At 71.5% G+C, this 24,397-nt stretch carries 19 protein-coding genes and 2 pseudogenes; 7 read left to right on the top strand and 14 right to left on the bottom strand.

What is annotated here, in order from left to right; translation table 11 throughout:
• Nucleotides 1-50: 50 nt before the first annotated feature.
• The 6 genes from QCZ28_RS23745 to QCZ28_RS23720 all read right to left on the bottom strand — a co-directional run bounded on the left by QCZ28_RS23745 (nt 51) and on the right by QCZ28_RS23720 (nt 5,678).
• Entirely contained in the window at nt 51-1,229 is a 1,179-nt protein-coding gene (locus tag QCZ28_RS23745; protein WP_279518720.1) for an ROK family protein, read from the bottom strand.
• A gap of 261 nt (nt 1,230-1,490) precedes the next feature.
• Nucleotides 1,491-2,516: a YihY/virulence factor BrkB family protein gene (locus QCZ28_RS23740; RefSeq protein WP_279518719.1), complete on the bottom strand. Its 1,026-nt coding sequence runs from the start codon at nt 2,514-2,516 to the stop codon at nt 1,491-1,493.
• A gap of 229 nt (nt 2,517-2,745) precedes the next feature.
• On the bottom strand, nt 2,746-3,555 hold the full coding sequence (locus tag QCZ28_RS23735; RefSeq protein WP_279518718.1) for an ABC transporter permease: 810 nt from the start codon (nt 3,553-3,555) through the stop codon (nt 2,746-2,748).
• A 33-nt stretch (nt 3,556-3,588) separates the two neighbouring features.
• A complete protein-coding gene (locus QCZ28_RS23730; protein WP_279518717.1) occupies nt 3,589-4,377 on the bottom strand; it encodes an ABC transporter permease in 789 nt (262 codons plus the stop codon).
• A 330-nt stretch (nt 4,378-4,707) separates the two neighbouring features.
• The gene (locus tag QCZ28_RS23725) at nt 4,708-4,899 is read right to left on the bottom strand and encodes a DUF397 domain-containing protein (RefSeq protein WP_279518716.1); all 192 of its coding nucleotides are present in this window, start codon (nt 4,897-4,899) and stop codon (nt 4,708-4,710) included.
• Nucleotides 4,890-5,678, bottom strand: a complete 789-nt coding sequence (locus QCZ28_RS23720) for a helix-turn-helix transcriptional regulator (protein ID WP_279518715.1) — start codon at nt 5,676-5,678, stop codon at nt 4,890-4,892. The genes QCZ28_RS23725 and QCZ28_RS23720 overlap by 10 nt, the downstream gene beginning before the upstream one ends.
• A gap of 267 nt (nt 5,679-5,945) precedes the next feature.
• On the opposite strand from QCZ28_RS23720, the gene QCZ28_RS23715 reads away from it, so the two are divergent.
• The gene (locus QCZ28_RS23715; protein WP_279518714.1) at nt 5,946-6,182 is read left to right on the top strand and encodes a flavin reductase; all 237 of its coding nucleotides are present in this window, start codon (nt 5,946-5,948) and stop codon (nt 6,180-6,182) included.
• A 97-nt stretch (nt 6,183-6,279) separates the two neighbouring features.
• On the opposite strand, the gene QCZ28_RS23710 is transcribed toward QCZ28_RS23715, so the two are convergent.
• Nucleotides 6,280-6,819 carry a hypothetical protein gene (locus QCZ28_RS23710; RefSeq protein ID WP_279518713.1) on the bottom strand — a complete coding sequence of 180 codons (540 nt, stop codon included), beginning with the start codon at nt 6,817-6,819 and terminating at the stop codon, nt 6,280-6,282.
• A gap of 280 nt (nt 6,820-7,099) precedes the next feature.
• Nucleotides 7,100-8,032: an ABC transporter ATP-binding protein gene (locus QCZ28_RS23705; protein ID WP_279518712.1), complete on the bottom strand. Its 933-nt coding sequence runs from the start codon at nt 8,030-8,032 to the stop codon at nt 7,100-7,102.
• A 196-nt stretch (nt 8,033-8,228) separates the two neighbouring features.
• Between QCZ28_RS23705 and QCZ28_RS23700 the strand changes: the two genes are divergently transcribed.
• Both QCZ28_RS23700 and QCZ28_RS23695 read left to right on the top strand, forming a co-directional pair.
• On the top strand, nt 8,229-10,613 hold the full coding sequence (locus QCZ28_RS23700; RefSeq protein WP_279518711.1) for a TRAP transporter fused permease subunit: 2,385 nt from the start codon (nt 8,229-8,231) through the stop codon (nt 10,611-10,613).
• Nucleotides 10,610-11,629 carry a TAXI family TRAP transporter solute-binding subunit gene (locus QCZ28_RS23695; protein ID WP_279518710.1) on the top strand — a complete coding sequence of 340 codons (1,020 nt, stop codon included), beginning with the start codon at nt 10,610-10,612 and terminating at the stop codon, nt 11,627-11,629. The genes QCZ28_RS23700 and QCZ28_RS23695 overlap by 4 nt, the downstream gene beginning before the upstream one ends.
• A gap of 9 nt (nt 11,630-11,638) precedes the next feature.
• Here QCZ28_RS23695 and QCZ28_RS23690 read toward each other — a convergent pair whose 3' ends face one another.
• Both QCZ28_RS23690 and dnaG read right to left on the bottom strand, forming a co-directional pair.
• On the bottom strand, nt 11,639-12,175 hold the full coding sequence (locus tag QCZ28_RS23690; RefSeq protein ID WP_279518709.1) for a hypothetical protein: 537 nt from the start codon (nt 12,173-12,175) through the stop codon (nt 11,639-11,641).
• A pseudogene (gene dnaG, locus QCZ28_RS23685) lies at nt 12,176-14,078 on the bottom strand (DNA primase).
• Nucleotides 14,079-14,191: 113 nt separating this feature from the next.
• On the opposite strand from dnaG, the gene QCZ28_RS23680 reads away from it, so the two are divergent.
• A complete protein-coding gene (locus QCZ28_RS23680) occupies nt 14,192-15,397 on the top strand; it encodes a low temperature requirement protein A (RefSeq protein WP_279518708.1) in 1,206 nt (401 codons plus the stop codon).
• A gap of 8 nt (nt 15,398-15,405) precedes the next feature.
• Here QCZ28_RS23680 and QCZ28_RS23675 read toward each other — a convergent pair whose 3' ends face one another.
• The 3 genes from QCZ28_RS23675 to QCZ28_RS23665 are packed head-to-tail and all read right to left on the bottom strand — an operon-like array spanning nt 15,406 to nt 17,870.
• Nucleotides 15,406-16,254 carry a siderophore-interacting protein gene (locus QCZ28_RS23675; protein ID WP_279518707.1) on the bottom strand — a complete coding sequence of 283 codons (849 nt, stop codon included), beginning with the start codon at nt 16,252-16,254 and terminating at the stop codon, nt 15,406-15,408.
• Nucleotides 16,255-16,275: 21 nt separating this feature from the next.
• The gene (locus tag QCZ28_RS23670) at nt 16,276-17,526 is read right to left on the bottom strand and encodes a deoxyguanosinetriphosphate triphosphohydrolase (protein ID WP_279518706.1); all 1,251 of its coding nucleotides are present in this window, start codon (nt 17,524-17,526) and stop codon (nt 16,276-16,278) included.
• Nucleotides 17,523-17,870 carry a VOC family protein gene (locus QCZ28_RS23665; protein ID WP_279518705.1) on the bottom strand — a complete coding sequence of 116 codons (348 nt, stop codon included), beginning with the start codon at nt 17,868-17,870 and terminating at the stop codon, nt 17,523-17,525. Before QCZ28_RS23665 ends, QCZ28_RS23670 begins: the two co-directional genes overlap by 4 nt.
• 253 nt (nt 17,871-18,123) lie before the next feature.
• Here QCZ28_RS23665 and QCZ28_RS23660 point away from each other — a divergent pair, with 253 nt between their 5' ends.
• Complete coding sequence (locus tag QCZ28_RS23660; RefSeq protein WP_279518704.1) at nt 18,124-18,624, top strand: roadblock/LC7 domain-containing protein; 501 nt, start codon at nt 18,124-18,126, stop codon at nt 18,622-18,624.
• Between the two features lie 44 nt (nt 18,625-18,668).
• Here the strand turns inward: QCZ28_RS23660 and ppdK are convergent, their stop codons facing one another.
• Nucleotides 18,669-21,377: a pyruvate, phosphate dikinase gene (ppdK, locus tag QCZ28_RS23655; RefSeq protein WP_279518703.1), complete on the bottom strand. Its 2,709-nt coding sequence runs from the start codon at nt 21,375-21,377 to the stop codon at nt 18,669-18,671.
• 317 nt (nt 21,378-21,694) lie between these two features.
• Between ppdK and QCZ28_RS23650 the strand changes: the two genes are divergently transcribed.
• Nucleotides 21,695-23,422, top strand: coding sequence for a beta-N-acetylhexosaminidase (locus QCZ28_RS23650; protein WP_279518702.1), 1,728 nt, complete (start codon nt 21,695-21,697; stop codon nt 23,420-23,422).
• A gap of 756 nt (nt 23,423-24,178) precedes the next feature.
• Nucleotides 24,179-24,397, top strand: a pseudogene (locus QCZ28_RS23645) (phytochelatin synthase); the annotation flags it as partial.

Raw genomic sequence — 24,397 nt, 5'->3', positions numbered from 1 at the left:
CGGGCAGGGCCACAGTCTCCTCCTCGCTCACGACGGAATCTCGAACAGCTTCATGCGGCTTCCCCGAAGGCGACGTCGCTCGCGAGCACCGCCGCGCCGGTGACACCGGCCCGGCCGCCCAGCTCGGACAGGACGACGGGAAGGTTGCCGGTGGCCAGCGGCAGTGACCGGCGGTAGACCACACTGCGGATCTCGGCGAGCAGGATGTGACCCAGCTGGGCCAGCCCGCCGCCGATCACGATCATCGACGGGTTGGTGAAGCTGACCAGGCCGGCGAGCACACCGCCGACCCGCCGTCCGCCGTCGCGGATCAACTGGATGCAGGTCACGTCGCCCTCGACGGCGCCCTCGGCGACGTCCAGGGCGGTCACCGCACCACGCAGGGCCAGCCGCTCGGCGAGCGCCGGCGACGTGCCACTGCGGGCGGCGGCTGCCGCGTCCTTGGCCAGCGCGGCGCCGCTGAACAGCGCCTCCAGGCAGCCGACGTTGCCGCACGAGCACATCGGACCGTGCGAGTCGACCTGGATGTGGCCGATGTCGCCGGCACAGCCGTCGGTGCCGCGGTAGACCTCGCCGGTGAGGTAGATGCCGCAGCCGATGCCGGTGCCGATCTTCACGAAGAGGAAGTCGTCCACCGAGTGGGCGACACCGCCGTGCCGCTCGCCGATCGCCATGATGTTGACGTCGTTGTCGACGACCGCCGGGCAGCCGTGCTCCCGGCTGAGCAGTTCACGCACCGGGAACCGGTCCCAGCCCGGCATGATCGGCGGCGAGACCGGTACGCCGTCACGGAAGCTGACCGGGCCGGGTACGCCGATGCCCACCGCGTCCAGTCGCTCGTACGCGCCGTCGACCCGGGCCTTGTGCAGCAGCTCGTTGACCCGTTGCAGAGTCACCTTCGGCCCGTTGCGGATGTCCGCCGCCTCGGCGTAGTGCGCCACCGGTTCGAGGCGACCGTTGACCACCTCGACGTCCATCGAACTGGCGCCGAGGTCGACGGCGGCGAAGCGCAGCTTCGGGTTCAACTCGACGAGCGTCGAGCGACGCCCACCTCGGGACGCGGCGAGCCCCGCCTCGGCGACGTAACCCAACGCCACCAGGCGATCCAGCTCGGCCAGCATGCGCGGACGCGGCATCTGGAGGCGGTCACCCAGCTCGGCGCGGGACACGGCCCCCTCGTCGCGGAGCAACCGCAACAGTCGCACGTGCAGGGGGTCGACGGTGCGCACCGGGGAGCCCCCTCTTCATTGGCAGCGTTCACATCGACGCAATGCCGATGTGTTGTGTCCGACACAGTAAGAGCGCTCAGCGCCGCCTGTCCAGAGCTTCAACCGTTCCGAGACCAACTTTTGTCCGAAAGAACAAAAGCTACTAGTCGATCAAGGAAAGGATCACGGACGGCCGGCGACCCCTCGCCACCAGTTTCATCGACAGGCATGCAATCGCCCCGCCAGCCGATCCTCGGTGGCGGGGCGATTGGCGCCGGGTCGTCAGCGGCGGCTGGCGGAGTTGCGCTTCTTGCGGAGCTTGCGATCGTCGCGCAGTTCGACGTACGGCTCGTCGTCCACCGGGTGGCCGGCGGAGATCGCGCGACCGCGTTCCAACTCCGCGTCGAACTCCGCCCCCAGCAGGATCGCGATGTTGCTCAGCCACAACCAGACCAGGAAGATGATCACCCCGGCCAGCGTCCCGTACGTCCTGTCGTACGAACCGAAGTTGCTCACGTAGAAGGCGAACAGGCCGGAGATCACCAGCCAGATCACCACGGCCAGCACCCCACCCGGGCTGACCCAGCGGAAGCCGCCGTGCCGCGCGTTGGGCGAGGCCCAGTAGAGGATCGCGAACATCAGGCTGACCAGGACCAGCAGCACCGGCCACTTGGCGACGTCCCACACCGCCACCGCCGTCGAGCCGACCCCGATCACGTCACCGACCGATTCGGCGAGGCGGCCGGTGAACACCACGATCACCGCGCTGGCCAGCAGCAGCACCCCGATCACCGCCGTCACGCCGAGCCGGATCGGCAGCGTCTTCCAGATCGGCCGCCCCTCCGGCACGTCGTAGATGCTGTTGGAGGCGCGCATGAACGCGCCGATGTAACCGGAGGCCGACCAGAACGCGGCCACCAGACCGACGATCGCGGCGATGCTGGCCAGGCCACCGTTGCGGTTCGCGGTGTCGATCGCACCCTCGATGATCTTCTGGATGCTGTCGTTCGGCACCGCCTGGTTGACGGTGTCCTTGACGCCCTCGGTGGCGCTCTCACCGAGCAGGCCGAGCAGGGAGATCAGCACCAGCACGCCGGGGAAGATCGACAGCACCCCGTAGTACGTCAGTGCCGCCGCCCAGTCGGTCAGGCTGTCGTCCTGGAACTCGGTGATCGTCCGGCGGAACGCCGCCTTCCAGCCACTGCCGGGCAGGTCGGTGGGGCCGGCCGGGCCCGCGTCGGGGCCAACGGGCGTGGTGGCGGGATCGCGCTCACGCTCGCGCTGGGCGGAAGACTCGTCCGAGGCCATCGCCCCTCCTCCTGGTCGGCGGTGTCACCTCCGGTCATGCCCCGTCGACGGGCGCGGATAACCCCTAGGGCCTGTTTCGTAGGGGCGGTCGAGCCGAGGCGGAGTCCGGGCGGCGATCCGGCAAGGCGGGGTTTCGTCCGGATACCGGTGTTGTATCCGGACGAAACCCCAACGCCGCCGGTCGTCGTCCGGGCCCGCCGCAGGCCGGCCAGTTCCTACGAAACAGGCCCTACGTGTAGAGCAACCTGGCCATTCGCCGGGAAGCCACCAGCAGACCGAGCACCACCATCGCCAGCAGGTAGAGCACGTCGAGCAACCAGAGCCAGCCGCCGCTGCCCAGCGTGACCCCGCGGATCAGGTGCACCGAGCGGTACAGCGGGGTGATCTCGACGAGCCAGTGCAGCACCGTGGGATAGGCCTGCGCCGGCACGAAGGTGCCGGAGAAGAGGAAGAGGGTGAACTGCGCGGAGCCCATCAGGTCGAAATCCTGCCAGCTGCGCATCAGGGTGGCGATCGTCATGCCGAGCGCCCCGAACGCGAACCCGACCAGCACCGCGGCCGGGAAGGCGGTGAGCGCGCGGGCGACGCTGGTCAGATCCAGGGCGACCATCACCCCGAGGAACGCCGCCGAGTAGGCGCCGCCCCGCAGCATCGCCCAACCCAGCTCGCCCACGGCGATCTCGAACGGCCGTACCGGGGTGGCGATCATCCCGTCGTACAGCTTCATGTACTTCATCTTGCCGAAGAAGTTGAAGGTGGTCTCCGCGAGCGCCCCGGTCATCGCCGAGGCGGCGAGCATCGCCGGGGCCACGAACCCGGCGTACGAGACCAGCCGCCCGTCGGGCAGCGGCAGGTCGCCGACGAGCGCTCCGACGCCCACCCCGATGGAGAGCAGGTAGAGCAGCGGCTCCACGAAGCCGGAGAGCAGCAGCAGCCAGTAGACCGACTTCAGCGCCGCGACGTTGCGCCCGAGCACCGACGCCGACCGCCGGGACGCGGCGGAGACGTCGACCAGCCGGGGCAGGATCAGCGTGACCACGACACCCTCTCTGCTTGTGCTTCGGGTTGCTGTTCAGACGACGAGCTTGCGGCGGAACGCGCGCACCGCCAGCAACCAGCCGGCGGCCGCCCAGGCGGTCAGGTAGAGCAGGTGCCCGACGATCGACCACTGCGGGGCGACACCGAGCGTGGCCGCCCGGCACAGGTCCACGGCGTGCCACAACGGCGTCACGTACGCCAGCCAGCGCAGCGCGTCGGGCAACGACTCGACCGGGAAGAACACCCCGGCGAAGAGCGTCATCGGAATGACCGCGAACCGGAACAGCATCGCCAGCCAACTGTCGCTCGACACCGACGCGGCGTACGCGAAGGTCGGCGCGGCGACGGCCAACCCGAGCAACGCCACCACCGGCAGGGTGGCCACCGCCCACGGCGAGCGCAACGCCCCGAACACCCCGGTGACCAGCAGGAACGCCGCGATGGTGGTGAGCACCCGGAACAGCACGAAGGCCAGGTGCCCGGCCACGATGTCACCCACCCGCAGCGGCGACGCGCCCTGCGCGACGTAGGTCTTGACCCACTGGAAGTTGCTGAACACCGGCCAGGTGGAGTCACCGACGGTCACCTGGAGCGCGGTCGAGGCGATCAGCCCGGGGACCAGCCAGTCGAGATAACGCACCCCGCCGACGCCCTGGTCGATGTAGGCGCCGACGCCCAGCCCGAAGCCGAGCACTGTCAGCACCGGCAGCAGGAACGAGGAGAACACGCCGGCCCGCCAGGTGCGTCGCAGACCCACCAGGTAGTGCTCGAACACCGCATAGGCCGGCACCCAGGGGAACCGCGCCGATCCCGCCACACTCACCCGATCACCCCGCCCACCGCGCCGTCCACCACGACCTGTCTACCCCTGGGGTACGACAGACCGCCGGTCACCCTACGACGGGCCCGCCGACGTGTCGCCCGGGTTTCGCCGCGCGCCACCCGAGGCCCGTTCGTTGATCAACTCGGGTTTCAAGAAGTCGGGGTGTCAACGGCCGCGCGTCGGCCCGACTTCCTGAAAGTCGAGTCGATCAGCGGGGCGACCCGCACCCGAGACGGGTCGGTGCCGACGGCGTCGACCGGCATCGGGAACTCCCCCGGCCAGCGTCCACCCGAGTTCGGCCGCGGAACCGATCGGAGCGACGACCGCAACCTACCGGCCGACGGGGTCGGACCCGACGAACGCCCGCCACGCGCCAGGCGGGAAGAGCAGCACGGGGCCGCCCGGGTCCTTGGAGTCGCGAACGGCGACCACACCAGGAAGGTTGTCGGCAACCTCCACACAGTTGCCGCCATCGGGGCCGCTACGGATGGTCTTGCGCCACCGGGCGCCGGTTAAATCCATGTCTCCGCTACTTCCGCCATCAGATCGAGGGACTGCCTGTGCGATAGTGCCTCACCGCGGATCGACTCCCACACCTCGACCATCTGCCGGATGTACTCGGCACGGTCGATCACCTGCCCATGGCGCTGTCCGGCGAGGTAAACGAGGTCCTCCCCCTGCGTCGAGGTAGCGATCACAAAGGGCCCCCCGAGCCCAACGTAAGCACCGGCAGCGGTCGGCACCACCTGTATTCGGACCCTGGGAAACGCCGAACCGAGCTTCACGAGGTGCTGAATTTGCTCGACCATCACTGCCGGCCCACCAACCGAGCGGCGCAGCACGTGCTCATCGATCACGGCTGTGAGCAGTGGAGGCCGGTCGCGGGTGAGCAGTCCCTGACGGTCCAGCCGGGTCGCCACCTGTTGCTCTACCTCGTCCGGCGCGAACAACCCGCCGCCGGTCAGTAGGGCGCGGGCGTACCCCTGGGTCTGCAACAGACCTGGCACACACAGCGGCTCGAACGAGCGCAGTGCCGTTGTCTCCTGCTCGATGGCGGCCCAGTCGCGGAACCACGGCACCACGGCCTCGCGGCTGATCCGCCGCTGGATGCGTTCGAACCGTCCGTCAGCTGAGAACACGGCGTCACACCGGCGGGCGAAGTCGAGACTCGGCCGTCGTTCGGACGTCTCCACCTTGGCAACCAGCGCCCCGGAGTAGCTCAGCGCCTCGGCCAGCGCCGTCTGCGACATGCCACTGGCTGCCCGGGCCAACCGAAGCTCCTCGGCGAAGTGCTCCAGCATGGACGAACTCTCCACGGACAACCCCCGTACATCCTCGTACCGTGCCGGGCCGGCCGCCGTACGCGCTGGTCGTCGGCGTGCGGAACCTCCCACCGTAGTCGGATCCTCAGCAGACTGTCACGCAGCGGAACCGCTCACGGGATCGGACGGCGGGCGGAACCAGGCCGGGAGCGCCCCGTGACCCCCCGATCCGGGGCGCTCCCACCCACCCGACGGAGGTCCCCTCGTGCCACTCACCCGGTCGACTCATGACGGTGGCGGGCACTGATGCCCCGGTACCGCCCGCACGTGGCGGCCCGGCCGTCCTGGCGCTGCCGGGTCTGCGGTGCGGCGTGGCCCTGCTCGCCGGCCCGTCTGGCGCTGCTCGGCGAGTACCGCGAGGACCGGATCAGCCTGCTCGTCTACCTCGCCACGGTGCACCACGAGGCCGCCGGGGACCTCGCCGGCCAGGTCGACAACGACCGGCTGTGCGACCGGTTCCTCACCGGGGCCAGAGCCCGCTGAGCGGTGATCGTTGGCAGCTGAGCAGCAACCGTTGCCGCGTGTCGCGCTGCTGAGCTGCCAACGATCCGAACGGGTCGACCTCGCCGGCCGCCACCGGTCAGGCCGGTCGGTACGCGCGGACCAGCGCCTGCACGGCGTAACCGAGCAGCAGCACTCCCGCGCCGACGCCGACCACCAGACCGGCGGAGACCGCCGAGGCGAGGGCGATGCCGAGCCCTGCCGCCGCCACCAGGCACAGCGCGACACCGAGCGGACGAAGCAGCGGGTCGCGCAACAGCGGCGCGAGTGGGAAGAAGTGCAGACCGACCACCAGGCAGACCAGCACCGGAACGTACTCGGACCAGTCGGCGGCGACCAGCACAGCGGCACCCAGCCCGGCGGCGGCGAACTCGGCGACGACGATGAGCAGGTACGGGCGGTCGGCTGCCCGGTCCCGGGGGCTGCCGGCCCCCCGGAGTCGGGCGGACAACACGCCGCCCAGCACGGCGGTGAGCAGCGCGGCGATGCTGCCCGCCACGAGCAGGGCGCGCAGCGGTTGCTCCGCTGCCGGCACACTGAACCAGACCATCGCGAAGAAGCCGAGGTAGAGCGCGGTGAGCCCGGCCTGACGTCGGTTGGCGGTCACCAGATCAGACATGAAGCTCCTTCGGGATACGACATACCGCCGGTCACCCTACGGCGACCCGCTCCCCGCAGGTTCCATGATCGACTCGGGTTTCAGGAAGTCGGGCGGTCGGACCCGCCGCGTCACCCCGACTTTCAGGAATCCGAGTGGATCTTCGCGGGCCGCGTCGGTACGCCGGAGACGTCGCGGCCGAGCTGGCGGCGACCCTGCGGGGCTGGTCAGTCGACCAGGGTGCGGCCGATCAGGCGTGGGCGGTCAGTCGACCAGGGTGCGGCCGATCAGGCGTGGGCGGTCAGTCGACCAGGGTGCGGCCGGTCAGATGCAGGAAGACATCCTCCAGGCCGCTGCGCCGGACCAGCACGTTGGCCGGCTGGAGCCCCAACGCGGCGACCTCGGCGACCGCCGTGTCACCGTCGGGCACGTAGAGCAGCACCCGGTCGGGCAACACCTCGACCCGCTCTCCCAGCCCGTCGAGCTTGCCGGCGAAGGGCTCCTGCGACTCGGCGGCGAAGCGCAGCTCGACCACCTCGCGGGTCGAGTGCTGCTCGATCAACGCCCGGGGCGAGCCCTCGGCGACGATCCGCCCGCCGTCCATCACCACCAGCCGGTCACAGAGCTGCTCGGCCTCGTCCATGTAGTGCGTGGTGAGCACCAGCGTGACGCCCTGCTGCTTGAGCCGGAACAGCCGCTCCCACACCAGGTGCCGGGCCTGCGGGTCGAGCCCGGTGGTCGGCTCGTCGAGCAACACGATCTCCGGGTCGTTGACCAGCGCACGGGCGATGGTCAGTCGACGTTTCATGCCACCGGACAGCGGCTCGACCTTGCTGTCGGCACGCTCGGTGAGCTGCACGAAGTCGAGCAGCTCGGCGGCCCGCTCCCGAGCCGTGCGGCGGGAGATGCCGAAGTAGCGGGCGTAGACGGTCAGGTTTTCCCGAACGGTCAGCTCCGGGTCGAGATTGTCCAGTTGCGGGCACACTCCGAGGCGCGCGCGGATCGCCGGCCCGTCGGCCACCGGATCCATGTCGAGGATGCGCAGCTCGCCACCGCTGGGCGGGGAGATGCAGCCCACCATCCGCATGGTGGACGACTTGCCCGCGCCGTTGGGCCCGAGGAAGCCGAACGCCTCACCCGAGCGGACCTCGACGTCGATGCCGTCCACGGCGGTGAAATCGCCGAACCGCTTCACCAGCCCACGAGCCTGAATCAGTGGTCGCCCCGAAGTCACCGCCCGACACTAACCGCCGGGTCCGACAGACCTCCACGCAAATACCGCCCGCACCAGCCGGTAGCGCCGGTGCCCGTGCCGGCGATGGCGAAACACCGATCGATGCCCCACCCGTCAGCTGATCGACGTGTATCGTCCCCCTGTGTCGCCCATCAGCTCGCCCGATGGTTCGTCGTCACCTACCCGACCAGCCAACTTGCCCGCCGACGAGACCGCGGCGCGCGCCGGCGGCGGGCCACCCCGACCACGACCGGGAACCGGGCCGGCGGAACCCACCGAATCCGACGGCACCCACCCGCCCCACCCCACCACCCCGGCGACCAGGCCCGACCAGACCGAGCCCGACCAGGCCAGGCCCGACCAGACCGAGCCCGACCAGACCGAGCCCGACCCGAGCAAACCAGGCCAGGGCAAGCCCGACCCGGGCAAGCCCGACCAGGCCAGGCCCGACCAGACCGAGCCCGACCCGAGCAAACCAGGCCAGGGCAAGCCCGACCCGGGCAAGCCCGACCCGGGCAAGCCCGACCAGGCCGGGCCGGACGTCGCCGGGCAGGCGACTCGGGACCTGGCCGCCCAGTTCGAGGACGAGAAGCCGGGACGGGTGCTCTCCGGGCCGACCGGGCTGCTTCTCACCATCGCGGCCTTGGCGGTCGGCGCGCTCGCCCTGTGGCAGGTGTTCCAACCCCTGTCGCAGGGCAGCAAGTATTACCTGATCATCTTCCTGGCCGGCGTACTCCCGCTGGTCTTCCTCGCCTATCCGGCCGACCTGCGGTTGCCGGCCCGCCTCCGGATCCGGCGGCGACCCGCGTCGACGCGGCCCACAGTGACCGACTGGGTGCTCGTCGCGCTGGCCGTCGCGGCCTGCCTCTACCCCGTCGTGCCGATCCGGATCGGCGACGGTGGCGGCGGTTACAACGCGTTCCTCGACCGGCAGGGCCTGCTGTCGCCGACGGATCTGGTGCTGGGCACCGTCCTGCTGCTCCTGCTGCTCGAAGCCTGTCGACGGACCACCGGTTGGATCCTGCCCGCCATCTGCCTGGTGTTCCTCGGCTACGGCTACTACGGCGGGTTGCTGCCGCAGTCCTGGCCGGTCGCGCACGCCGGGCTGGACTTCAGTCAACTGGTCGACGCGTTCTACAACTCCGACAGCGGCTTCTACGGCACGCCGCTCGACGTGGCCGCCTCGTACATCGTGCTGTTCACCATCTACGGCGCGGTCCTGGACCTGTCCGGGGCCGGGCGGTTCTTCGTCGACCTGTCGGCCGCGGCGTTCCGGCGCTCGCGTACCGCCGCCGGCCGGACCGCTGTGGCCTCCGGCTTCCTGCTCGGCACCGTCTCCGGCTCCGGGGCGGCGACGACGGTGAGCATCGGCGCGGTCACCTGGCCGCTGCTGCGCCGTGCCGGCTACCCGCCGGAGCGGGCCGGCGGCATGTTGGCCGCGGCCGGGGTGGGCGCCATCCTCTCCCCGCCGACCCTGGGCGCGGCGGCGTTCATCATCGCCGAGTACCTGGGCGTCTCGTACCTTCAGGTGCTGGGCTGGGCAACAGTGCCGACGGTGCTCTACTACCTCGGCATCCTGCTCGCCGTGGAGATCGACGCCCGCCGCTCCGGCGTACGCCCGGTGGTGGTCGACGTCGGCTCGCCCTGGCGTCTGCTGGGCCGGTTCGGCTACCACTTCGCCTCGCTGATCGCCATCATCGTGTTCCTCGCGATGGGAATGTCCGCGACGAGGGCGGTCGTGTTCGCCACCGTTCTGGCCGTCGCGCTCTCCTTCCTGGACCGCGCGCACCGGCTCACCCCGGGCAGGCTGGTGACAGCGCTCGTCACCGGCGTACGCGGCGTCCTCGCCGTCACCGCCGTCTGCGCCGCCGCCGGCATCATCACGGCGACCACCACGAAGACCGGCCTGGGGCCGCAGGCGGCGGCGCTGCTGATCGGCGGGGCGAAGGCGGCCACGTCGGACCCGACGCTGGTGCTGGTGCTCACCGCGCTGCTCGCCGCTGTCGCGCTCAGCCTGCTGGGCCTGGCCGTGCCGGTCACCGCGTCGTTCGTGATCGGTTGGGTGATCGTCGGCCCGGCGCTGCTCGACCTGGGCGTCGCCGCACCGGCTGCGGCGATGTTCGTCTTCTACTTCGCGGTGCTGTCCGAGGTGTCCCCGCCGACCGCGCTCGCCGCGGTGGCCGCCGCCGCGGTCACCGGCGGCCGGCTGGTGCCCACCATGTGGCAGACCCTGCGGTACGCGCTGCCGGCGTACCTGACCCCGATCGCCTTCGTCATCACGCCGGCCGGGCTCGGTCTGCTCGGCATCGGCGGCGTCGGGCGCATCGCCTTCGCCGCCGTGGTCACCGCGCTCAGCGTGGCCGTGCTCGCCGTCGCCGCCGGTGGTTGGCTGCCCGGCGTGGGGCCGGTCGGCGCCCCGGAACGGCTGCTGGGCGTCCTCGCCGGCGTCACTCTGCTCTGGCTCGAACCCGTGCCGGTCACGGTCGGCGCGGCGCTGGCCGCCGTCGCGGCGGCGGGTGTGTTCATCCGACACCGGTCCGCCGACCGACAACCGTCCGATCCTGTGGAGGAGAAACTGTGAGACGAATCGACGTACGGCTCGCCGCGAGCCTGAGCGTGCTCGCCCTCGTCGCGGTCGGCGCTGCGGGGTGTGGAGGTCAGCAGGGCGGTGCGGCCACTGACGACGCGGCCAGTGAGGTCACCTGCGAGGTGACCAAGGAGACCCGCGTCGGCATCGCCACCGGCAACGCGACAGGGGTCTACTACGTGGTCGGCAACGCCCTGGCCGGGCAGTTGTCCGGGGCGACCGGTGGCAAGCTCACCGGCACCGCCGCCGAGACCGGCGCGTCGGTGCAGAACGTCGAGCAGCTCGTCGGCGGCCAGTACGACGTGGCGTTCTCGCTGTTCGACACGGCGGTGAACGCGGTCGAGGGCAAGGGCAGCTTCTCCGCGCCGCAGCCGGTGCAGGCGCTGGCGCGCATCTACGACAACTACACGCAGGTGGTGGTCCGCAACGACTCCGGGATCACCTCGGTGGCCGACATGCGGGGCAAGCGGATCTCCACCGGCTCACCGAAGTCCGGCACCGAGGTGATCGCCAACCGGCTGTTGGAGGCCGCCGGCCTCGACCCGGCGAAGGACATCCGGGCCCAGCGACTAGACCTGACCAAGACGGTCGAGGGGATCAAGGACGGCAGCGTCGACGGCTTCTTCTGGTCCGGCGGTCTGCCCACCGGGGGGCTCACCGACCTGTTCACCACGGCCGGCGACGCGGTGAAGTTCGTCGACCTCTCGCCGTTGCTGCCGAAGATGGCCGCGCTGAGCCCCGGCTACCAGGAGGGCACGATCGGGCGGGACGCGTACGGCACGGCGACCGACACCCCGACCATCGTCGTACCCAACGTGCTGTTGGTCCGCAAGGACCTGGACGCCAACGTCGCGTGCGCGATCACCCGGACGGTGTTCGACAAGCGCGACGCGCTGGCCCAGGCCAACCCGGCGGCCAAGGGGATCTCGCTGGAGAGGGCCCGCAGGACCCTGCCGGTGCCGTTGCACCGCGGCGCGGAGAAGGCGCTGCAGGACCTCGGCGCTAGCTGACCCGGCCGCTCAGACGTCGGCCGGCGCGGTGGCGGCGCGGGCCACGGCGACCAGCCGGTCGGTCTCGGCGAAAAGGGCCTCGTCGTCGGCCGCAGTGCCGGGGTCGAGTCGGACCGTCCAGGTCAGACCGTCGACTCCGGCCACGCGTCGGGCCGCGACCCGCGCCGCGCCGCCGGGCACCGGCTGGTGCTCGGTGTACGCGACCGAGCGGGTCACCCGCGCTCGCACCTGGTGCGGCAGCTCTCCCGGGTCGAGCAGCAGGTACGTCTCCGCCGGACCGTCGACGACCACCGTGTAGCCGTCCCGCTCGGCGACGGGCTCGGCGGGTGTGACGGTCAGCTCCCGGCCGGACCAGACCGCCTTGAGGATGGTGTGCCAGCCGAGCCGCTGCCCCCGACCGGGCAGCCACAACCCGAGGTTGGTGGCGACCATCACCCCGTCGCCCTCGCCGTTGCCGACGGCCGCCCAGGCCACCACCCGCTCGTCGGAGGTCAGCGGCGGCCGGTCGGCCGGCGGCAGCTTCGGCTTTCGGCTGAACAGTCCCATCTAGAGGCCTCCCGCAGCCTGCTCGCGCAGCGCCCGGGCGTGCTGCTCCAGGGAGAGCAGCTCACCGAAGGCGGCGAAGTACTCGTCCTTGTTGTTGACCGGGTTGATCCGTTGGATGCGTGACTTGAGGTCCCGGATCCGGCCGGTCACCGACCCGAACTGCACCCGGGCCATGGTGATCGACACGTAGCGCGGGTCCGGTTCGCCGTCGATCCGCAGCGGTTCGACGGCCAACTCACCGACCAGCGCCGCTGCCGCCAGGTCGTCGCAGGCGTCGCGGACCGACTCGATCCAGACCGCGCCGCCGGTCGCCGACGCGGCACCACCGGCCGCGGCGATGGCCGTACGCACCGCGACGTGCACCGGGTGGCGGTATTCGGTGGCCTCCACCGCGTCGAACATCGGCCCGGCCAGGACCGGCTGCTGGAGGGCGAGTTTGAGCGCCTCCCGCTCGACCATCGACTGTGGGCTGTCCACTGCCGGCTCGGGGCGGGCCGAGGTGGGCCGGGCGGCGGGGGCGGCGTCGCGGGTGCCGGGCGACGCGGTGTTGCCGGCGGCGAGCACCGCCCGCTGCACCGGCTCGATCTCCATGCCGAGGTCCATGGCGAGCTTGCGCACGTACTCCGGGCGCTTCTCCCGGTCCTTGAGGCGGGCGACCAGCGGCGCGGCGTGCCGCATCGCCTCGACCCGGCCGTCCACGGTGTCCAGGTCGAAGCGGCCGATCACGTGGCGCAGCGCGAAGTCGACGAGCGGTTCGCGGCGGGCGACCAGGTCCCGCACCGCCAGGTCGCCCTTGGCCAGCCGCAGGTCGCACGGGTCCATGTTGTCCGGGCTGACCGCGATGAAGGTACGCCCGACGAAACGCTGATCGTCCTCGAAGGCGCGCAGCGCGGCCTTCTGCCCGGCGGCGTCGCCGTCGAAGGTGAAGATGATCTCGCCGGCCACCTCGTCGCTGTCGAACAGGAGCCGCCGCAGCACCGAGATGTGGTCCGCGGCGAACGCGGTGCCGCAGGTCGCCACCGCCGTGGTCACCCCGGCCAGGTGACAGGCCATCACGTCGGTGTAACCCTCGACGATCACCGCCCGCCCCTGCTTGGCGATCTCCCGTTTGGCCTGGTCGATGCCGTAGAGCACCTGCGACTTCTTGTAGATCGGCGTCTCGGGGGTGTTCAGGTACTTCGGGCCGTCGTCGTCGTCGAAGAGCTTGCGCGCCCCGAAACCGATCACGTCACCGGCGAGGTCGCGGATCGGCCAGAGCAGCCGCCGACGGAACCGGTCGATCAGGCTGCCGGAGCGGGCCTCCCGGGACAACCCGGCGGTGACCAGCTCCTGGTGGGTGAAGCCCTGCTGGCGCAAGTGCTTGGTGAGCAGGTCCCACCCGTCCGGCGCGAAACCACAGCCGTAGCGCTCGGCGGCGGCCCGGTCGAAGCCCCGTCGGGCCAGGAACTCCCGGGCCGGCCGGGCCCCGGCGGTGCCGAGCTGCGCCCGGTAGAACTCGACGGCGGCGGCGTGCGCGGCGACCAGACGCTGCCGCTGACCCTGCTGCGGGCGGGGCCGAGGGGTGCCCTTGTCGTCCTCGACGTAGCGCAGTTGGATGCCGGCGCGGCCGGCCAGCCGCTCGACGGACTCCACGAAGCTGAGGTGGTCGGCGTCCATCAGGAACTTGATCGCGTCGCCGCCGGCCCCGCAGCCGAAGCAGTACCAGACGTTGCGGGCCGGAGACACGTTGAACGACGGACTCTTCTCGTCGTGGAACGGGCACAGGCCCTTGAGGTTGCCGCCGCCGGCGGACTTCAGGGTGACCGTCTCGGAGATCACATCCCCGATCGAGGTGCGTTCCCGGACCAGTGCGACGTCCTCGTCCCGGATCCGCCCAGCCATTCGCCACCCCCTCCCCGTACATCCTGCCCTGCCGGACCGACGACACGCCGGCCGGGGGACGCCGGTGTGGCGGCGGCCGCTGCCGGCTGGACGGTTCCGACCCGCGAGCCGGGTCCGCGCGGGGACCATGACCAGATGCGCCGGGTACGGACCCAAGCCCCCCGCCTGCCGAGATGGCTGGCCGGTCTGGTCGGGCTACCCGACCAGACCCCGGGCGGGGACGAGGCCGGGCATCGGCACGCCACCTGGTTGGAACTCTTCCTCGACCTCATCTTCGTGTACGCGCTGGCGGCGGTGGTGGCCCGGCTGGGCGACGAACCGAGCCCGTCGCCGAGGGCGGTGCTGGCCGTGATCGGGCTCTTCGTGGTGGTCCAGTGGGCCTGGTTGGGGCAGGTCTACTACGACACCCGCTTCGACCCGGACGACGCCCTGCACCGGGTGCTGGTGCTCGTCGCGCTGGTCGGCGCGGGCGCGATGACCCTCGGCGTCGACGAGGTGCCGGAGAGCGTGCTTTTGCCGGTCGGGTACCTGATCGTGCGGGGCGTGCTGCTCCTGCTGTACCTGCGCGCCCGCCCCACCAGCCCGATGGCCCGGATGGTCACGACGGTCTACCTGATCGGTTTCGGGTCGGGCTGGACGCTCTGGCTGGTGTCGCTGGCCGCGCCCACCGAGCTGCGCCCGGTGCTGTGGATCGTCGCGATGGTGATCGAACTGGCCACCCCCTGGGTCGGGGTGCGCTGGCTCAACCGCTGGCCGGTGGACAACCGGCACCTGCCGGAACGGATCGGCCAGTTCACCATCATCGTGCTGGGTAGCGCGCTAGCCAGCCTGCTCTTCGCCGTGCCGGACCACCCCCCGCCGCACATGATCCTCACCGCCGCGTTGGCCTTCCTGATCCCGGCGGCGGTCTGGTGGGTCTACACCACCTTCGTCACCACCCGCCTGCTCCAGCGGCGGCTCCGTGGCGGGCAGGCGTACAGCTACCTGCACATCCCGCTCGGCGGTGCGCTGCTGCTGCTCGGCTGGTCGCTCGGGCAGGTGGTCCGGCTGGTCGACGACAACGCCAACCGGCTGCCGCTGGAGCTGCGGCTGCTGCTGGGCGCCTCGATGGTCGTGTGGACGCTCTGCGGGCTCGCCCTGTACTGGCTGTGGACCCGGCCGAGCGCCGCCCGGTTGGCGATCGCCGCCTACGGGGTGGTGTCGGTCTCGCTGATCACCGCGACGGTGCACCAACCCAGGCTGATGCTGTCGCTGCTCGCCTTGGCGATCGTCGGGTACGCCGTCCTGCTCAGCCGACGCCTGGCCCGCGCCGGTCAGGAGATGAACACGCCCGAGGGATGACCGGCGCGTCAGGCCGCCGCGGCCGCCGCCGGGACCGCTGCCTCCTCGGCCGCCACCTGCTGGTTCCAGGCGGCCTTGGTGGAGCGCCAGCCCTCGTCGTCCATCCCGCGCCGCCAGTAGCCGGAAATGGAGAGCCGGTCCACTGGTACGCCCCGCTCGCCGCGCAGCAGCCGGCGCAACTCCCGGACAAAGGCCGCCTCGCCGTGCACGAACGCGTGCACCTGGCCGGCCGGGAACTCCAACGCCCGCACCGCCGCGACCAGCGCCTCGCCCACCGGGCGTGCGCCGCGATGCAGCCAGGTCAGCTCGACCGCCCCCGGGCTGAGCAGCTTCTGCTCCTCCGCCGGGTCGGAGATCTCCACGAAGACATGGGCCCGAGCGCCCGGCGGCAGGCGTTCCAGGGCGGCGGCGATCGCCGGCAGGGCACTCTCGTCACCGACCAGCAGATGCCAGTCCGCGTCCGGGTCCGGGGCGTACGCGCCGCCGGGCCCGAGGAAGCGCACCGGGTCGCCGGTGCGCAGCGCGGCGGCCCACGGGCCGGCCAACCCCTCGTCGCCGTGGTACACCACGTCCACGGTCAGCTCCCCGGCCAGCGGATCCCAGCGCCGCACCGTGTACGCGCGCAGCCGGGGCCACTGCTCCCGGGGCAGGTCCCGGCGGATCGCAGCGAGGTCGAACGGCTGCGGGTACGCCACCCCCGGCTGCGGGAACACCACCTTGATGTAGTGGTCGGTGAACTCGCCCACCGGCAGGCCGACCAGTTCGTCCCCACCGAGGACGAGGCGAATCAGGTGCGGGGTGGGCCGCTCGGTGCGCAGCACCCGGGCCGAGGTGACGTTCCTGGGGCGTTCCGTCATGCCAGTTAGGTTAGCCTAAGTTCACTGGTGGCCGGTCGGGGGTGCACCGGTACCGACCAGGCGGGTGTGCCAGGTCACCGCCGCCGGGTCGGTGAGCGACGCCACCTGGTCGATCACCACCCGCAGTCGGGCCGCGTCGTCCGGGGCGGCCCGCCACAGCGGGGCGAAGATCGGGTCGAGCCCCTCCGGGGCGTGCCGGACCAACGCGGCGACCAACTCGGCCAGCATCGTCCGCTGCCGCTCGTAGCGGCCCCGGAAGCCACTGCGACGCATCACGTACCGCAACGCGATGCCCTTGAGCAGCGCGCACTGCGCCCGGACCAGTCGGGGCACCACCAGGTCGGCGCCGTAACGGCGGTGCGGGCCCGGGCCGAAGCGCTCCTCCGTGGCAGCCACCGCCGCGGACACGAACAACCCGGTCACCCCGCTGGTGGTCGCCTTCAACGCCACCTGCGCCCGGTGGCTGCCGTCGTACCCGGCGAGCGGGGCGAGCAACGGACCAGCCAGCAGATCGACAAGGACCTCGGCCAGGTCCGACGCGGACTCCCCGGAATAGGCGGCGGCCACGTCCGCGCAGAGCGCCGCCCGCTCGTCGGCGTCGGTCAACAGCGGCCGCAGCGTGACGTAACCACCGTGGATGCCGTCCTCCACGTCGTGCACCGAGTACGCCACATCGTCGGCCCAGTCCATCACCTGGGCCTCCAGGCAGCGCCGCTCACCCGGCGCGCCGGCCCGGATCCAGTCGAAGACGGCGGCGTCGTCCGCGTACACCCCGAACTTGCGCTCACCCGGCCGGCGCGGCCAGGGGTACTTGCCGATCGCGTCGAGCGACGCCCGGGTCAGGTTCAGCCCCGCGGACGAGCCGTCCGGGGCGAGCACCTTCGCCTCCAGGCGGGTCAACACCCGCAGGGTCTGCGCGTTGCCCTCGAAGCCGCCGCACGGCGTGGCGAGCAGGTCGAGCGCCGCCTCGCCGTTGTGCCCGAACGGCGGGTGCCCGAGATCGTGCGCCAACCCCGCCACGTCCACCACATCCGGGTCGCAGCCCAACCGGGCACCCATCTCCCGCGCGATCTGGGCCACCTCCAGCGAGTGCGTCAGCCGGGTACGAAGGAAGTCGTCAGTGCCGGCGGTGTGCACCTGGGTCTTGGTGGCCAGCCGGCGAAACGCCGCCGAGTGCAGCACCCGGGCCCGGTCGCGCTCGTACGGCGACCGGCGGTGCCCGGTGTCCTTGGGCGGCTCCTCGACCAACCGCGCCTCCGGGTTGCCGCTCACGCAGGACGCAGGACGCAGAACTCGTTGCCCTCCGGGTCGGCCAGCACCGTCCACTCGACGTCTCCCTGACCGATGTCGACGTGCCGGGCGCCCATGTCGACCAGCCGCTCGACCTCGGCCTCCTGGTCGGCGGGGCGCAGGTCGAGGTGCAGGCGGTTCTTGCGCTCCTTGCCCTCGGCGACCGGCACGAAGACCAGGCCGGGCAGGCGGTCGGCGGACTGGCGGATCTCCACCTCGTCGGGCTTCTCGGTGACCACCTGATAGCCGAGCGCCTCGGCCCACCAGCGGGCCAGCCGGGCGGGATCGCGGGCGTCGACAGTCAGGCTCTCCCAGACACTGGTCATGCAGTCACCTCTTCCCGTTCGACGCGGCGCCCAATCGGCCGTGTGCGAGGGAGCCCAGATTACGCCCGCCACCACCGCGCGAAGCACCCACGACGCATCGACGGAAGGCACACAACCACCGATTGGCCCCCAGTTGCCAACCGATCGCCGAGGGTTACGGGCTCGCGGTCGGAAGTGGCTACCGGTAGCGTTCCCAGCGCGGAAAGTGACCAGCACACTGACACGCAGAGCCAACCGATGAGGGGTGACGCTCGTGGACGCAGACACGGTGATGGGTTCGGAGCTACGCGGGCTACGCCACCGCCGCCCCGACATCGCCGGGGCGGTGCTCGCCGGCACCGACGGGCTGCTCATCTCCAGCGACCTGCCCCGCACCGACGCCACCCATCTGGCCGCGCTCGCCGCCGCGAGTTTCGGGCTCGGTCACCGGGTGGCCGACACCGTCGGGCACTGTGAGTTCCGGGAGTCGGTGGTGTGCACCACCACCGGTTGCGTGGTGACCTACCCGGCCGGGCGCAGCGCCCTGCTGACGGTCGTCACCGGCTCGACCGTCGGGGACCTGGAGGCGTTGCACGAGGAGGCGCGGGCGGTGGCCCGTCGGGCGGGATCGTTCCTGGACGTCCGCGGCACGGGCATCGGCGCCACCTCCGTGCCGGACGCGCACGCCCCGCTTGCCACGCGTACCCCGATGGCGACCCTGCCGGCGCAGTTGCGCCGCTCGTCCCGACCCACCTGGCGTCGCCCGCCGATCTGAACGTCGACGGCGGCCCGGGGCGTCCGGGCCGCCGTCGACGTGCGTCACCGGCTGTCCGACCCGCCGCTCTCCACGACCGCCCGACCGGCCTCCAGCCGCGCCACCGGCACCCGGAACGGTGAGCAGGACACGTAGTCCAGGCCGACCTCGTGGAAGAAGTGCACCGAGTCGGGGTCACCGCCGTGCTCACCGCAGATGCCGAGCTTCAGCCCGGGCCGGGCGGCCCGACCCTCCTCGGCGGCGATCCGCACCAGCCGGCCGACGCCGTCGCGGTCGATCGACTCGAACGGCGAGATGCCGAAGATGCCCAGCTCCAGGTACCGCCAGAAGAACGCGCCCTCCACGTCGTCGCGGGAGAAACCCCAGCCCATCTGGGTCAGGTCGTTGGTGCCGAAGGAGAAGAACTCGGCGGCCTCGGCGATCTGCCCGGCGGTCAGCGCCGCCCGGGGCACCTCGATCATGGTGCCGATCAGCACCTCGACGCCGCTGTCCCCGACCACCTCCGCGATGATCTTCTCGGCCTCGGTGCGGACCGTCTCCAGCTCCTGCACCGCCCCGACCAGCGGAACCATGATCTCCGGCTTGGCCACCCGGCCCTCCCGGGCGCACGTGACGGCCGCCTCGGCGATGGCCCGGACCTGCATCGCGAACAGGCCGGGGATGACCAGGCCGAGGCGGACGCCGCGCAGCCCGAGCATCGGGTTCTCCTCGTGCATCCGCCGGACGGCGGCGAGCAGCGCCTCCTCCTTGGCCACGTCCTCGCCGCGCTCCTGGGCGACCGCCACGTTGACGGCGAGCTGCTCCAACGGCGGCAGGAACTCGTGCAGCGGCGGGTCGATGAGCCGGACGGTGACCGGCAGCCCGTCCATCTCCCGGAAGATCTCCACGAAGTCGGCCCGCTGCAACGGCAGCAACGCCGCCAGGGCCGCCTCCCGCTCATCCGCGCCGCGCGCCAGGATCAGCCGCTCGACCAACTCCCGCCGGTCACCGAGGAACATGTGCTCGGTGCGGCACAGGCCGATGCCCTCGGCGCCGAAGCGCCGGGCCCGGGCCGCGTCCGCGCCGGTGTCGGCGTTCGTGCGGACCGCCAGCCGCCGCTTTCCGTCGGCGTGCGTCATGATCCGGTGTACGGCCCGGACCAGCGCGTTGTCGATGTGCTCGGGGTCGAGGCTGCCCTCGAAGTACTGCACGACCTCGGAGGGCATGACCGGCACCTCACCGAGGTAGACCTTGCCGGTGGTGCCGTCGATGGACACCACGTCGCCCTCGTTGACGGTCTGCCCGGCCACCGTGAACCGCTTCGCCGGCACGTTCACGTCGATCTCGTCGGCACCGGAGACGCAGGTCTTGCCCATGCCCCGGGCCACCACCGCGGCGTGGCTGGTCTTGCCGCCGCGCGAGGTGAGGATGCCCTTGGCCGCGATCATGCCGTTCAGGTCGTCCGGGTTGGTCTCCCGGCGGACCAGGATCACCGACTTCCCCTCGGCGGCCAGTTCGACCGCGCGGGCGGAGGTGAAGACGACTGTGCCGGACGCCGCACCCGGCGACGCGCCGATGCCCTTCGCGACCGCCTCGAACTCGTGGTCGAGCTGGAAGCGGGGGAACATGAGTTGCGCGAGCTGCGCGCCGTTGACCCGGTGCAACGCCTCGTCCAGGTCGATCAGGCCCTCGTCGACGAGCTGCCCGGCGATGACGAACGCGGCGGCGGCGGTGCGCTTGCCGACCCGGGTCTGCAACATCCACAGCTTGCCGCGCTCGATGGTGAACTCGATGTCGCAGAGGTCCTTGTAGTGCTCCTCCAGCCGGGCCATGATGCCGAGCAGCTCGTCGTAGGAGGACTTGTCGAGCTGCTCCAACTCCTGCAACGGCACGGTGTTGCGGATGCCGGCGACCACGTCCTCACCCTGGGCGTTGGCCAGGTAGTCGCCGTAGATGCCCTGCGCTCCGCTGGCCGGGTCACGGGTGAACGCGACCCCCGTGCCGGAGTCCGGCCCGAGGTTGCCGAAGACCATGCTCACCACGTTGACAGCGGTGCCGAGGTCGGCCGGGATCCGCTCCTGGCGGCGGTAGAGCACCGCGCGCTCGGCGTTCCACGACTCGAAGACCGCCCGGATGGCCAGGTCGAGCTGTTCGCGCGGCTGCTGCGGGAACTCCCGCCCGGTGTGCTTCAAGAAGATCTTCTTGTACGCGTCGACCAGCCCGCGCAGGTCGTCGGCGTCCAGGTCCAGGTCGTTGTGGGTGCCCTTGGCGTGTTTGACGTCGTCGAGCGCGTGCTCGAACTCCTCGCCCGGCACCTCGCACACGGTCTTGCCGAACATCTGGATGAGTCGGCGGTAGGAGTCCCAGGCGAACCTGTCGTTCTGTCCGGCCTGGGCGGAGAGCCCCACCACGCTCTGGTCGTTGAGGCCGACGTTGAGGACGGTCTCCATCATGCCGGGCATGGAGAACTTGGCACCGGAGCGGACGGACACCAGCAGGGGGTCCTGCGGGTCGCCGAGGCGCTTGCCCATCGCGCGCTCCAGCGCCTCCAGGTGCGCCTCGATCTGACCGGCGAGTCCGTCCGGCTCCCGGCCCGTCAACAGGTACGCCTGGCACGCCTCGGTGGTGATGGTGAATCCGGGCGGGACGGGCAGGCCCAGGTTGGTCATCTCGGCGAGGTTCGCCCCCTTGCCGCCGAGCAGGTCCTTGAGGTCCTTGTTGCCTTCGGAGAAGTCGTAGACGTACTTGTGATCGACGGTCTCTTGCGCTGCCACCAGAGCCTCCACAACACACGCGCCGGGATTGACACTTAACGAAGGTTCAGTTTTCTTCTTCCCCGAGACGGACCGCCGGTAATCCCGGGGTCAACGTCGGTCGGTGGGCGAAGGTTAAGCGAACATCGAGTGACCTGGGACCGTTCGGTGACAATTGGCACAGCCATCACGACTATCCGTGTTCGTACCGGTTTTTGGGAACGCTTCCATGCGCACCATCACGCATCCCGGCCGAGCGTCGTACGCTTGACGCCACGCCAGCCGGTGAACCTCACTTTTGCCATAACCGACGCGAATACACCCCCGGAGTCGCCGCCGTGTCGACCACCCCCTCCCCCGGCCCCACCGCCGTCCCCGCCGCCGACGCGGTGCCGCTGCCGACGCGGGAACCGGACGCGGCCACGCTGACCCAAGCCGACGCGGCCACGCTGACCCAAGCCGACGCGGCCACGCTGGCCCAGGCCGCCGAACGGGCGGCGGGCGACCTGCTCGCCCCGCCGGCCCCACACCGGCTGGCCGACGTCGTCCCCGCCCCGCAGCACGTCGAGCCGGACCCGACCGGGGACTGGGTGCTGCCGGTCGAAGCGGTCATCGTGGCCAGCGCCGACCCCGCCGCGCTGGCGGTCGCCGAGCAGCTCGCCCACCTCCTGCGGCCGGCCACCGGCTACCCGCTGCCGGTCACCGACGCCACCACGCCGGAGCCCGCGGGTGGCATCGCGTTGGCGCTGGACGACACCGTCGACCTCGGCCCGGAGGGCTACCGGCTCGACATCACCACCGACGGGGTGCGCGTCACCGCCAGCACCGCCGCCGGCCTCTTCTACGGCGTACAGACGCTGCGCCAACTGCTGCCGGCGGCGATCGAGAGCCCTGACCCGGTCACCGAACGGTGGGCGCTGCCCGGCGGGACGATCACCGACGCACCCCGGTTCCCCTACCGGGGCGCGATGCTCGACGTCGCACGGCACTTCTTCGCCGTCGAGGACGTGCTGCGGGTGGTCGACCACCTGGCCCGCTACAAGCTCAACCATCTCCACCTGCACCTCACCGACGACCAGGGGTGGCGCATCGCCGTCGACTCCTGGCCGAAGCTGACCACCCTCGGCGGGACCACCGAGGTCGGCGGCGGCCCCGGCGGGCACTACACGAAGGCCGACTACACGCGGATCGTCACCTACGCGGCCGAGCGCCACATCACCGTCGTCCCGGAGATCGACCTGCCGGGGCACACCAACGCGGCGCTGGTCGCGTACCCCGAACTGGCACCCGACAAGATCGCGCCGCCGCCGTACACCGGCACCGAGGTCGGTTTCAGCTACGTCGACCCAGCCGACGAGCGGACGTACGACTTCGTCGCCGACGTGTTGGGCGAGGTGGCCGCGCTCACCCCCGGCCCCTGGTTGCACGTCGGCGGCGACGAGGCGTTCAAGGTCAAGGGCGAGGTCTACACCGGTTTCGTCGAGCGGGTCCAGCGCATCGTGGCCGGCCTCGGCAAGACCGTCGTCGGCTGGCACCAGCTCGCACCGGCCGCCCACCTCGACGGGCGGGTGCTGCAGTGGTGGGGCACGAACGGCGAAGACCCCGCCACCGCCGAGGCCGTACGCCGTGGCGCCCGGCTGATCATCTCCCCCGGCAACCATGCCTACCTGGACATGAAGTACGCCCCGGACACCCCGATCGGACACGACTGGGCCGGACTCATCGACGTACGAAAGGCGTACGACTGGGATCCGGGTACACACGTTGCCGACGTACCCACCGAGGCGGTGCTCGGCGTGGAGGCCCCGCTCTGGACCGAATCGGTCACCTCGCTGGCCGACATCGAACTCCTGCTGCTGCCCCGGCTCCCCGCCATCGCCGAGCTGGGCTGGTCGCCCCGGGCGACCCACGACTGGAACGGCTTCCGCGACCGCCTGGCCGGCCAGGGCCCTCGCTGGGAGACCGCCGGCATCACCTTCCACCGCGCGCCCGAGATCCCCTGGTCCAGCGCACCGACCATCCCGACACAGCGCAACGTCTCACAAACCGACCCCGCCAAGCCCTGACCTCCACCCCGACCCAGTCCACCCGGCGCGGCCCGCCAGGCGCGGTCGACCCAGGCACGGACCCGCCCAAGGACGGACCCACCCAAGCACGGTCCTCCCGGCGCGGTCCGCCGTCCGCCCACGCACGGTCCCCAGGAACGGCCCGCCCACGCACGGTCCCCAGGAACGGCCCGCCCAGGCACGGCCCGCCCGGGCACGGTCCCCAGGCGCGGTCCGCCGCAGGCGGCACGAACGACCCGCCCGGCCCGGACCGCCCCGGCCCAGCCCAGCCCGGAACGCCCGACCCGGACCGCCCAGCCCAGCCCCGACCCGGACCCGCCCGGCGCGGACCGCCCCAGGCACGAAACGGCGCAGACGGGGTTGATCCACTCGGGTTTCATGATGTCGCGGTATCCCTGGCTCCGGGACACCGCAGTTTTCAGGAACCCGAGTCGATCACGCCGCGCTGGCCGTCGTGTCGGGGTCACCCGACGGACGGGGTGTCCGGTTTGGATGGGGGTGTCGGGTGGTCGGGGCCACCCCGACGGCGGAATCGGGGGCCGGGCCGGGTCGTTATACCTGGCAGACCACCTCGCCCCCGCCGGCCGGTGCGGCAGCCGCCGGGAACACCCGCCAGGCCGCCACCGTTGCACCCCCCGGCACCGCCCGAGCAGGTCCCCCCGGATCGCCGGCGTCGCCGCGAACGTCCCCGCACGGCCACACCCCCGCGTATTGAGTGCCCGTGCGGTTTCCCCCGATGCAGAGGAGCACGCCATCATGCGTACCGATCTGATCCGCAAGACCGCCCTGACCGCCGCCGGCCTCGCCTTCACCGGCGGCGCCATCGCCGGACCCGTCACCACCGCCTTCGCCGCCCCGAACACCAGCAAGCCGGCGTCGCAGACCCAGACCGACCGCAAGGGCCACGGCGAGCGTCAACTCGGCGTGCGCTACGAAGCCCAGCCGAACTTCTACTACTGCGGCCCCGCCGCCACC

Origin of the sequence: Micromonospora sp. DH14, from assembly GCF_029809455.1 — a bacterium.
Taxonomy (GTDB): Bacteria; Actinomycetota; Actinomycetes; order Mycobacteriales; family Micromonosporaceae; genus Micromonospora; species Micromonospora parva.
The sequence above is the reverse complement of the archived record's forward strand: the minus strand, read 5'-3'. Positions and strand labels throughout refer to the sequence as shown.

Bases quoted from the DNA above. Each gene is read 5' to 3' on its own strand.
- QCZ28_RS23690 (WP_279518709.1), bottom strand. From the start codon at position 12,175: ATGGGACTGTTCAGCCGAAAGCCGAAGCTGCCGCCGGCCGACCGGCCG.
- QCZ28_RS23710 (WP_279518713.1), bottom strand. From the start codon at position 6,819: ATGTCTGATCTGGTGACCGCCAACCGACGTCAGGCCGGGCTCACCGCG.
- QCZ28_RS23725 (WP_279518716.1), bottom strand. From the start codon at position 4,899: ATGGATTTAACCGGCGCCCGGTGGCGCAAGACCATCCGTAGCGGCCCC.
- QCZ28_RS23675 (WP_279518707.1), bottom strand. From the start codon at position 16,254: ATGACGGAACGCCCCAGGAACGTCACCTCGGCCCGGGTGCTGCGCACC.
- QCZ28_RS23720 (WP_279518715.1), bottom strand. From the start codon at position 5,678: ATGCTGGAGCACTTCGCCGAGGAGCTTCGGTTGGCCCGGGCAGCCAGT.
- QCZ28_RS23740 (WP_279518719.1), bottom strand. From the start codon at position 2,516: ATGGCCTCGGACGAGTCTTCCGCCCAGCGCGAGCGTGAGCGCGATCCC.
- QCZ28_RS23680 (WP_279518708.1), top strand. From the start codon at position 14,192: ATGCGCCGGGTACGGACCCAAGCCCCCCGCCTGCCGAGATGGCTGGCC.
- QCZ28_RS23665 (WP_279518705.1), bottom strand. From the start codon at position 17,870: ATGACCAGTGTCTGGGAGAGCCTGACTGTCGACGCCCGCGATCCCGCC.
- QCZ28_RS23715 (WP_279518714.1), top strand. From the start codon at position 5,946: ATGCCCCGGTACCGCCCGCACGTGGCGGCCCGGCCGTCCTGGCGCTGC.